Raw genomic sequence first — 10471 nt, forward strand, 5'->3', positions numbered from 1 at the left:
CGCCTCCTCGGAATCGCCATTGGAAACCGCCTGGAAGAAGACACCGAAAACATGTTGAATCTCGGCGATATGGACGAGCTTACACCCAGGCTTCTTTAAGGCGCCGACGGACTTGACTGAGTCGAGACGCGGAGCGCCGTAAAAATTGCAAAGGTCTGAAGAATCGCAACACCGAAAAGAACGGCTGTAAACATACCGACGTCAAGAAGCGGTCCAAACAAAATCGGTGTCAGAGACTGACCCACATCCATTCCGCAATAAGTAAAACCGTAAACGCGGCCAAATGATTTCTTTCCTAACTTCGCAACCGTCGCTCCGCGAATCATAATGTCTCGGCTCGGTGCTGCCACACCTGTTCCCAGACCCATCAGACACATTAGAACGACTGCCCAATACCCGGTCAGAATCTGAGACGCCAAAATAGCTGCCATCACGGCAGCAAACGTAAGGCACAGAGCAACAACACGATTGCTCGAGATCTTATGCTGATTCGTTAAAAACCCGCCGATCAAAGCGCCCGCGCCGGCGCCCAAGAGATAAGCTGTCAGAGCCGCCGAAGCTCCGGTCAGATTCAAGTGATAGGCATTCTTGAAGATCGTCTGCGAAAAGCTTTGAAGAACGCCGAAGGCCCCAGACGTAAAGAAGAAAAACATGAAGCAGTACCATACATCCGGCACTCGCAGAAATCCGAAAGTCCCCTCTTCTTTCTCTTTCGGAGTCGGCGGTGTAGTGTCACGAACGGAATCTCGAGAGAAAACGCCTCTAAATACAAGCTCGATGACAAGAACAATCAGCGCTACCGAAGAAGCTGCAAACGCCGCACCTCTCCAGCCGAACAAGCCCGCTGTCGTTACCATGAAGAAAGGACAAATTGCCCAGCCGATATTGCCGGTGATGTTATGCCAGGCAAAAGCGTGACCCAAGAAGCGATCACGAATGTTGTAGTTCATCAGCGAATAATCGCTCGGATGGAACACCGAGTTGCCGGCGCCGGCCAGCATCGCCGAGAGATAAAGCATCGGCACATTTTCTGCCATGCCTAAAGCCACGGCACTGGCAATCAGCAAAACCAGGCCTGTATACATTGAGGTCCGGCCGCCCACTTTATCAACCAGAAAGCCGCTCATCGACTGGCCGACTGCGCTCGTGACAAAGAACGTTGTCATCAAGGTTCCGCCCTGAAGGAAATTCATTCCGAAGTGCGGAAGAATCCAAGGGAACAACGACGGAATCACTAAGTGATAGAAATGAGAGCTGGCGTGGGCGATCGAAACGAGAAAAATCGCGAGGATGTCGTGACCGCGAGTTCCTTGTGCGTACATGGCGTGGCTTAAGAGTGTTTTTTCTTATTCTATCCCTCGCGTCTTCCAAAATAAGTTAGGGCCGAGAGATTGTTGGTCTCTCAGCCTCTTAACTCAGATTTGATCAGACGATCTTATCGATTGTCTTTACGGTCTTCAAAAATGAATTTTCCGTCAACATAGTCCACAAACACCGTGTCTCCCGGAGCGTATTTACCCTTAAGGATATCCACCGCAATCTGGTTCTCCAGATAGTCTTGGACAGCACGGCGCAGCGGACGTGCACCGAACAGCGGATCAAAGCCGACCTTACCGATTTCGTCCAGAGCCGCTTCGGTAACATCCAAACCAATATTCTGCTGCTCCATACGTTTAGCAAGCTTACGGATCTGGATACGGGCGATTTCGCGAATAGCCTTCTGATCAAGGGCATTGAAGACAACGATTTCATCAATACGGTTAATGAATTCGGGTCTGAAGTGCTTCTTGACTTCGTCCATTACGGCTTCCTTCACAACTTCAGGATCTTCACCCTGACGGTTCATAATTTCCTGAGAACCGAGGTTGGAAGTCATAATGATGACGGTGTTCTTGAAGTCAACCGTGCGTCCCTGACCGTCGGTCATACGGCCGTCGTCCAATGCCTGAAGCAGGATGTTGAAGACATCCGGGTGAGCTTTTTCAACTTCGTCGAGAAGAATCACGCTGTAAGGTTTACGGCGTACGGCTTCTGTTAAGTAGCCGCCTTCTTCATAGCCGACATATCCCGGAGGCGCTCCGATCAAACGAGCCACGGAGTGTTTCTCCATGAATTCGCTCATATCGATACGGATCATGGCGTCCTCAGTGTCGAACAGGAATTCGGCCAAAGCCTTGGTGAGCTCCGTCTTACCGACGCCTGTCGGACCGAGGAAGAGGAAGGAACCATAAGGACGGTTCGGGTCGGACAGGCCGGCACGAGAACGAAGGATGGCGTCAACGACTTTATCAACCGCTTCTTTCTGTCCGACAACGCGCTTGCCGATGTACTTGGCCATATCCAAAAGTTTCTGGCGTTCGCCTTCCATCATCTTGGAGACCGGAATACCGGTTGCGCGGGAAACCACTTCAGCGATTTCTTCAGCGCCTACCTGCGTACGCAGGAGCTTCGGTTTTTCATCGTAGAGCTTGGTTTCTTCTTTTTCTTCCTTCACCAGCTGTTTTTCAAGTTCGGGAAGTTTGCCGTACTGGATCGCAGCGAGTTCTTCATACTTGCCGGAACGACGAAGCTCTTCCATCTTGGTCTTGAGCTTGTCGATTTCGTCACGGACTTCTTTAGATCCCAACGCGGCGTTCTTTTCTTTCTTCCAGATTTCTTCCAAATCGGAATACTCGCGGCTTAACTTAGCGATTTCTTCTTCCAAACCGCTCAAGCGTTTCTTGCTGGCTTCGTCTTTTTCTTTCTTAACGGCTTCACGTTCAATCTTCAATTGAATCAGGCGACGGTCCAGCTTATCGAGTTCTTCAGGCTTGGAGTCAATTTCCATTTTGATGCGCGCTGCCGCTTCATCAATCAGGTCAATAGCCTTGTCCGGAAGGAAACGATCGGTAATGTAGCGGGCGGAAAGTTCAGCAGCAGCCACAATCGCCGGGTCGGTAATTTCGACACCATGATGAACTTCGTACTTTTCCTGCAGACCGCGCAGAATAGCAATCGTGTCTTCGACGCTCGGTTCGTTGACGATCACTTTCTGGAAACGACGTTCCAGAGCGGGATCTTTTTCGATGTACTTTCTGTACTCGTCCAAGGTCGTCGCACCGATCACATGCAGTTCACCGCGGGAAAGTGCAGGTTTGAGCATGTTGCCGGCATCCATTGCACCTTCTGTCTTACCGGCACCTACCACTGTATGGATTTCATCGATAAACAGAATGATACGGCCTTCTTCGGCAACCACTTCTTTCAGCAGTGCTTTCAGACGTTCTTCGAATTCGCCGCGGTATTTCGCACCGGCGACAAGTCCTGCCATATCGAGACTTAAGACGCGTTTGTTGCGCAGTGTGTCGGGCACTTCACCGTTCACAATACGCTGTGCTAAGCCTTCAACCACTGCGGTCTTACCAACACCGGGTTCGCCGATAAGAACAGGATTGTTCTTACTTCTGCGCTGCAGAATCTGCATCGCACGACGAATCTCGTCATCTCGCCCGATCACAGGGTCGAGCTTTCCTTCTTTGGCCTTTTCGGTTAGGTCAACCGTGTATTTCTTTAGGGCTTCACGATTGTTCTCAGCTTCGGGATTGTCCACTTTTTCACCTCCGCGCACGGATAAAATTGCATTTTCTAGGCTCGGTTTATTGAGGCCTTCCTCTTGCGCAAGGTGTGCGGCGTCACACTTGCTGTCGCATAAAGCTAAAAGGAAGAGATCGGTGGAAATGAATTTATCGCCGAGTCTTTCGGCCTCCCTTTCCATCGAATTAAGAATTGCCATCAACTCACGGCTGATTTGGACATTGTCGGCAGCTCCGGAAACTTCCGGCAGTTTGCCGATCGCTTCCTTCACCTTACGTTCGAGTTCTCTGACTCTCACGCCGGAGCGCTCTAAGAGCGTCCTTCCGGTGCCCTCGGTGTCCTTTAATACCGCAAGCAGCAAGTGAAGCGGATCGATGTACTGCTGGGAACGCTCAACAGCCATCGATTGTGCTTCTCCGAGCAACTCTTGGAACCGAGTTGTAAATTGATCTTGACGCATAAGAGTTTGAATCTCCTTTTGTTAAGGAAACATTCGGAATCAACTCCTGTTCCCCTATGCGTCTATTCTGAAGAGTCCGCGGAGACGGACGTGCGTTTTTCTCTTATTTTGAGCTTATTTGGTCCACCTGGATTTTGCAGCTTCGTCGGTCTCTTTGGCCTGTACCCAACGGGTGCCCTCGCCCACCTTTTCCTTCTTCCAGAACGGGGCTTCGGTCTTTAAGTAGTCAATAATGAACTCGCAGGCTTTAAATGCTTCCCCGCGATGGGCGCCGGAAACGCCGACAAAAACGATCTGATCCGTGGCGAATAATTCGCCGACACGATGAATCACGGTCGCATCCATAATGTCCCAGCGCTTCTTTGCCTCTTCCACAATGGCCGTAAGGGCTTTTTCGGTCATGCCGGGATAGTGCTCCAGCGTCATGGAAGCGACCTCGTCACCTTCGTTAAGGTCGCGAACCGTGCCTAAAAACATCACGACGGCGCCGACTTTGGGAGACGCATGCAGTGCCGCTACTTCAGCCTGAACATCAAAGTCTTCTGTTTGAACTGCAATCTTCATTGACGCCTCTTATAAGTTGAATTCTGTGAATGGGATGTAGGTCACCAAATCGCCCTTCTTCAAGTCAGCTTCAGCCGGAATGTCGGCTAAGCCATCTGCCCAGGTGCAGGAGCTGAGCACTGCCGAGTTTTGAGTTCGGTAGTTTTCCAGCTCTCCGGCGCCGTTGCGGCGGACACGGATGAATTCGCGGCGGGATCCGCACTTGTAATCAAAGGCCAGCGGAAGGATATAACCCTTCACATCAATTTGGCCGCGACCGGAAAGTTTAAGAATCAGCGGCTGAGCAAACAGCAGGAAGGTCACAAAGCCGGAGACGGGATTGCCGGGAAGACCGATAAACGGAACGCCGCGAACTTCACCTTTGGCGACCGGTTTGCCCGGCTTCATGGCGATGCGCCACATCTGCATCTTGCCGAGCTCTTCAACGGCTCGGCGAATAAAGTCGGCTTCGCCTACGCTCATGCCGCCGCTGGTCAGAATGAAATCAGACTTGCGTGAGGCTTTACGGAAAGCTTCCAGAGTTGCTTCAAACGTATCAGGAATATTGCCGTAATCCACCACATCGCAGCCCAGCTGATGGAGCAGTCCGCGCAGGACAAAGCGGTTGGAGTTGTAGATGCCGCCCTCGACAAGCTTTTCTCCCGGCATCGCGAGTTCATCACCGGTGAAGAAAAGCGAAACACGAATCGGACGATAAACCTTAACTGTGGAAACGCCGATGCTCGCGGCAACGCCGAGCGCCGGAGGCGTTAAGCGGTCGCCCTTCTTCAATACAGTCTGGCCGACATCAATATCGCAGCCTGCTCTTCGAATCCAGGCACCGGCTTTAGGATCACAATGGAATTCAACGCTGCCGTCTTCCATCTCGGAAGCTTCTTCCTGAGGTATAACCGCATCGGCTCCCGGAGGGATGGGGGCGCCGGTGAAGATGCGGGCGACAGTGTCGGGTTCAAGTTCAGTACCGACGTGGCCGGCAAAAATTCGCTGAGAAACCGGGAAATTGCGGCGACCGCCTGCAAAATCGGCGCAGCGAACGGCATAGCCGTCCATCTGAGAATTATCCAGAGGAGGGACTTTAATTTCGGAGACGATGTCTTGGGCGAGGATCTTGCCTGCCGAATAAAGGGTCACCATATCTTCTACTTCGGCAACCGCCTCCGCACCTTCCAAAATCTTTGCTTTTGCTTGTTCAACTGTCAGCATTTCCGTGTTTCTCCGTCTTCGAGACCAAGCTCTCGAACTATGAAGCGAGTAATGGGTTCGGCATCATTTATATCAAAAATCGGCAGATTTCCAAATGCCGGGTGTGTCGTATCGGTCACGACCGCAGCGATGCGCTTGTCGTGTGCGCAAATCGGTGTTTCATGCCGTTCGAGCTTGCGCCAAACCTCCAGACGAAGCGCTTCCTGCTCTTCGGTCTTAAAGCCTTCGACAATCACGATGTCCGCAGGATCTAAATGACGAATCAAATCCGAAAGCGTGGGCTTGTCTTTCGGCGTCTCGGTGAGCATGGCCCAGCGTTCGTCGGTATGCACAATAACCTGCGTCGCACCTGCTTCACGAAAACGATAAGAATCCTTCCCGGGCTTATCGATATCGACATTGTGATGGGCATTTTTAACGGCCGAGACTTTGAGGCCGCGCTCAGCGAGCAGCGCGATGATTTTTTCGATCAGGGTCGTTTTGCCGCTGCCGGAGTATCCAACAAAATTAACAATCTTCATAAAAACAAAAAGGCCTGCGGTTAAGCAAGCCTCTTCAAATTAAAACTTATTTCCCGACGTCATGCTCGGCGAGGAAATTTTTAACCAACTGCGCATCCGCAGGCATTTCCAGCACTTTCTGCGGTTTTTCGAGCAGATCTTCGTAGCCGGCCGGAACCGGAGGTTCAAAGCCGACGGCTTCTTTAATCGTAGCTGCAAATTTAGCAGGTAATGCGGTTTCCAAACAAATGGTTTTTACACCCGGGATTCGTTCTTTCACTGCCGCATTGATGCCGTCCGCTGTGTGCGGATCCACAAGGAAGCCGTACTGATCCCAAACGCGCTTGATGCAGGCCAAACGGTCGGCGTGGGTGCTTCTGGAAGCGGTAAAGCCGCTTGCCTTCACAGCTGCCCATTCTTCTGCATTGAGAAGGAATTCCTTCTTCTGAGCCAGCTCGGTCCAGAGCTCTACCACACGCTCAGGATTTCTGCCGGTGATGTCGTAGATATAGCGTTCGAAGTTGGAAGCCTTGGAAATATCCATGGACGGAGAACTCGTCACAAAGGTATGTGCAGAATCGCGAATGCGATAACGGCCGCTGCGGAAGAATTCATAGAGGACATCGTTTTCATTGGTGGCTACGATCAGACGAGCCACAGGGAGCCCCATCTGCTTGGCGATCCAGCCTGCTAAAACGTCACCGAAGTTGCCGGAGGGCACGGAGAATGTGACTTCTTCATCTTCGGATTCGGTCGCTTGGAGCCAAGCGCTGAAGTAGTAAATGACCTGAGCGGCAATTCGTGCCCAGTTAATGGAATTCACAGCGCCGATGTGATGCTCAGTCTTAAAGGTCAAGTCGCCGGATACGGCTTTGACGATATCCTGAGCATCATCAAAACTGCCTTGGACGGCAATATTGAAAATGTTCTTATCCTGCAGGGAATACATCTGAGCTTTCTGGAATTTGCTCATGCGGCCGGCTGGCGAAAGCATGAAGACCTGAATGCCTTCACGGCCTTTCATAGCGTATTCGGCTGCGCTGCCGGTATCTCCGCTCGTGGCGCCGAGAATATTCAGGCGGGTTTCTTTGCGGGCGAGCACAAACTCAAAGAGCGAACCCAAGTACTGCATCGCCATGTCTTTAAAGGCGAGCGTCGGACCGTTGGAAAGCTCGAGAATGCCGAAGTCATTTTCCAGCCAAACGACGGGCGCGATTTTTTTGAAATCCGTGCCTTCGCGGCCGTGACAGTAAACTTCGGGCGTGTAAGTGGTTTCGCACAGACGGGCGATATCCGAGCGCTGCATATCTTTGGCAAAAAGACTTGTCACGGCAGTCGCGAGCTGAGCGTAAGAGAGGCCGCGCCAGTTCTTTAGAGTTTCTTTCGAAACCTGCGGGTAGACCTTAGGCACGAACAAGCCGCCGTCACGCGCCAAACCCTGAAGAACAATTTCGCTGTAAGAGGCGGCGGGCACGCCGCCGCGTGTAGACACGTATTGCATTACTGTAATTCTTCCTTTCTCAGAAGCACGATGGCGCCGCGGACATTGGCCAGCTGCTGCATCGTACGGATGGCTCTTTGAATATCCGCTTCACGGGTGCTGTGCGTCAGCAGAATGATTTCGGTAGAAGCGTCCTCCAAAGGTGCTTCTTTCTGGATCAAAGACTCAATAGAAATCTTGTTGTCGGCCAGAATACGGGCGATTTCCGCCAAAACGCCGGGTTTGTCTTCAACGGGAATGCGCAGGTAGTAAGAGCAGACCGTATCACCGAAGTCAGCAAAAGATTTGGCTTTCGGGTTATGCGTTGTGGTCGGCATACGAGGACGCTCGGAGACAGCCACTTCCGCAGTACGAGCGATATCGATCAAGTCTGCAACCACGGCAGAACCGGTCGGCTCAGAGCCGGCGCCTTTGCCGTAGTAAAGAGAACTTTCGGCGGCGTCGCCTTTCACAACGACGGCGTTCATCGCGCCTTCTACATTGGCGAGCAGGCGGCGTGTGGGAACAAGCGCCGGATGGACGCGAAGTTCGATGCCGTAATCGGTGTACTTGGTGATGCCAAGCAGCTTGATGCGGTAGCCGAGTTCTTCGGCAAACTTAATGTCTTTGGCTTCCAGATGTGTAATGCCTTCGATATGAACTTTAGACATATCGACCGGAACGCCGAAAGCAATAGCCGAGAGAAGCATCAGTTTATGAGCGGAGTCCGTACCTTCGATGTCGAAGGTCGGATCGGCTTCGGCGTAACCCAAGCGCTGAGCTTCTTTGAGCACATCGTCGAAACTGCGTCCGGTATCACGCATGGTAGAGAGGATGAAGTTGCAGGTTCCGTTGATGATGCCGGCGATCGAAGAGACGCGGTTGGCGGCTAAGCCTTCGCGCAGCGCCTTAACAATCGGAATGGAACCGGCAACGGCGGCTTCAAAGGCGACATTGACGCCTTTGGCCTGAGCGGCAGAGAAAATCTCGTTGCCGTGTTCTGCCAGCAAAGCTTTGTTTGCGGTCACGACATGCTTGCCGGCGTCGATAGCGGCCAAAATCAAAGATTTTGCAGGCTCGATGCCGCCCATGGCTTCAACCACAACGTTGACTTCCGGGTCATTAACCAGATCATGCCAATCGTTGGTGACGATCACATCTTCGTCGACCAGAAGTTTAACGCGGTCGACATTGCGGACGGTCACGCGTTTGACCGAGATCGGCGCACCCGCTCTTTGTCTGATTAAAGAATGGTTTCTTTCTAAGATGTCGTACGTGCCTTTGCCGACATTACCGAAACCGGCCAAACCGACTTTGATTTCCGTTGCCATTTCCTCTCCTTGCGTTTAACTATTTTTTCTTGGAAGCTGCTTTTGCCTTGGGTTTCTTAGAACCCTTGGTAGGAATGTTCTTGACCTTGGCGAATTTGGGTGCTGCCGGTTTCTTTTCCGGAGCAGCTGGGGCCGGCTCGCCCTTCCAGCGACGATGGAATTTCTTCGTCTTGGGCTGGATCAGACCGTCTTCTTTGAACATCTGACGAATACCGCGCAGGGCCTGACGAATACGATCGGCGTTTTCGATCAGGGCGATACGCACAAAGCCTTCACCGTATTCACCGAAACCGATGCCGGGAGAAACGGCGACCTTGGCTTTCTCCAGCAGGCGTTTGGAGAATTCCACGCTGCCCATGGACTTGTAGAACTCGGGGAGCTCAGCCCAGATATACATGGAGGCCTTGGGTTTTTCTACCATCCAGCCTAAGTCATGCAGGCCTTTGACCATCACGTCGCGACGGTGTTCGTATTCTTTTCTGACTTCTTCGACGCATTCCTGAGGACCGTTCAAGGCTTCGATCGCGCCGACCTGAATCGGTGTGAAAGTGCCGTAGTCGTGATAGCTCTTGATACGAGTCAGTGCGCCGACAAGTTCACGGTTTCCGACCATGAAGCCGATACGCCAGCCGGCCATATTGTAGCTCTTACTCATCGTGAAGAACTCGACGGCCACGTCTTTAGCGCCCGGGACCTGCATGATGGAAGGCGCCTTGAATCCGTCGTAGACGATGTCGGCGTAGGCCAAGTCGTGAACGATGTAGACGCCGTGCTTCTTAGCCAGGGCGACGAGTTTTTCAAAAAAGTCGAGATCTACGCACTGAGCGGTCGGGTTGCTCGGGAAACCCAGAATCATGAGTTTGGGTTTCGGGGTCGTTTCCGTCACGGCTCTTTCGAATTCGCTGAAGAAATCGATGCCGGGGCCCATGCGGACGCTGCGGACATCGGCACCGGCGATGATGGAACCGTAAATATGAATCGGGTAGCTCGGATTCGGAACGAGGACCGTGTCGCCACGATCGCAGGTTGCGAGCATCAGGTGAGCGATACCTTCCTTGGAGCCGATCGTAACGATGGCTTCTTTGTCCGGATCAATATCGACGTCCCAGCGTCTCTTGTACCAATCGCTGATGGCCTTGCGAAGACGAGGGATACCACGGGAAGCGGAATAGCCGTGGGTTCCGGGGCGCTGCGCCACTTCGACCATCTTGTCGACGATGTGCTTCGGTGTGTCGCCGTCGGGGTTGCCCATGCTCAAATCAATGATGTCCTCTCCGCGATGACGGGCCGCCATCTTCAGTTCGTTGGTAATGTTAAAGACGTAAGGCGGGAGTCGTTTAATGCGGGGAAAATCGTTATT

Annotated in this window: 8 protein-coding genes; all 8 read right to left on the bottom strand. The window is 52.4% G+C overall.

Annotated features, from left to right (window positions below):
* Nucleotides 1–95: 95 nt before the first annotated feature.
* Nucleotides 96–1322, bottom strand: coding sequence for an MFS transporter (locus tag HMPREF9439_RS08730; RefSeq protein ID WP_008811650.1), 1227 nt, complete (start codon nt 1320–1322; stop codon nt 96–98).
* 113 nt (nt 1323–1435) lie between these two features.
* Nucleotides 1436–4033, bottom strand: coding sequence for an ATP-dependent chaperone ClpB (clpB, locus tag HMPREF9439_RS08735; protein WP_008811649.1), 2598 nt, complete (start codon nt 4031–4033; stop codon nt 1436–1438).
* 114 nt (nt 4034–4147) lie between these two features.
* The gene (gene moaE / locus HMPREF9439_RS08740) at nt 4148–4597 is read right to left on the bottom strand and encodes a molybdopterin synthase catalytic subunit MoaE (protein WP_008811648.1); all 450 of its coding nucleotides are present in this window, start codon (nt 4595–4597) and stop codon (nt 4148–4150) included.
* A gap of 9 nt (nt 4598–4606) precedes the next feature.
* Nucleotides 4607–5800 (bottom strand): molybdopterin molybdotransferase MoeA, encoded by a 1194-nt coding sequence (locus HMPREF9439_RS08745; RefSeq protein WP_008811647.1) that lies wholly within the window; start codon nt 5798–5800, stop codon nt 4607–4609.
* On the bottom strand, nt 5794–6321 hold the full coding sequence (mobB, locus tag HMPREF9439_RS08750) for a molybdopterin-guanine dinucleotide biosynthesis protein B (RefSeq protein WP_008811646.1): 528 nt from the start codon (nt 6319–6321) through the stop codon (nt 5794–5796). The genes HMPREF9439_RS08745 and mobB overlap by 7 nt, the downstream gene beginning before the upstream one ends.
* A 46-nt stretch (nt 6322–6367) precedes the next feature.
* Nucleotides 6368–7801 (bottom strand): threonine synthase, encoded by a 1434-nt coding sequence (gene thrC, locus HMPREF9439_RS08755; protein ID WP_008864569.1) that lies wholly within the window; start codon nt 7799–7801, stop codon nt 6368–6370.
* Nucleotides 7801–9111 (bottom strand): homoserine dehydrogenase, encoded by a 1311-nt coding sequence (locus HMPREF9439_RS08760; protein ID WP_008811644.1) that lies wholly within the window; start codon nt 9109–9111, stop codon nt 7801–7803. The genes thrC and HMPREF9439_RS08760 overlap by 1 nt, the downstream gene beginning before the upstream one ends.
* A 19-nt stretch (nt 9112–9130) precedes the next feature.
* Nucleotides 9131–10471 (bottom strand): alanine transaminase (alaC, locus tag HMPREF9439_RS08765; protein WP_008864570.1); only part of this gene is annotated, 1341 nt, incomplete at its 5' end.

This window comes from Parasutterella excrementihominis YIT 11859 (assembly GCF_000205025.1).
Taxonomy (GTDB): Bacteria; Pseudomonadota; Gammaproteobacteria; order Burkholderiales; family Burkholderiaceae_F; genus Parasutterella; species Parasutterella excrementihominis.

Bases quoted from the DNA above. Each gene is read 5' to 3' on its own strand.
- HMPREF9439_RS08760 (WP_008811644.1), bottom strand. From the start codon at position 9,111: ATGGCAACGGAAATCAAAGTCGGTTTGGCCGGTTTCGGTAATGTCGGC.
- HMPREF9439_RS08745 (WP_008811647.1), bottom strand. From the start codon at position 5,800: ATGCTGACAGTTGAACAAGCAAAAGCAAAGATTTTGGAAGGTGCGGAG.
- moaE (WP_008811648.1), bottom strand. From the start codon at position 4,597: ATGAAGATTGCAGTTCAAACAGAAGACTTTGATGTTCAGGCTGAAGTA.
- clpB (WP_008811649.1), bottom strand. From the start codon at position 4,033: ATGCGTCAAGATCAATTTACAACTCGGTTCCAAGAGTTGCTCGGAGAA.
- mobB (WP_008811646.1), bottom strand. From the start codon at position 6,321: ATGAAGATTGTTAATTTTGTTGGATACTCCGGCAGCGGCAAAACGACC.
- thrC (WP_008864569.1), bottom strand. From the start codon at position 7,801: ATGCAATACGTGTCTACACGCGGCGGCGTGCCCGCCGCCTCTTACAGC.
- HMPREF9439_RS08730 (WP_008811650.1), bottom strand. From the start codon at position 1,322: ATGTACGCACAAGGAACTCGCGGTCACGACATCCTCGCGATTTTTCTC.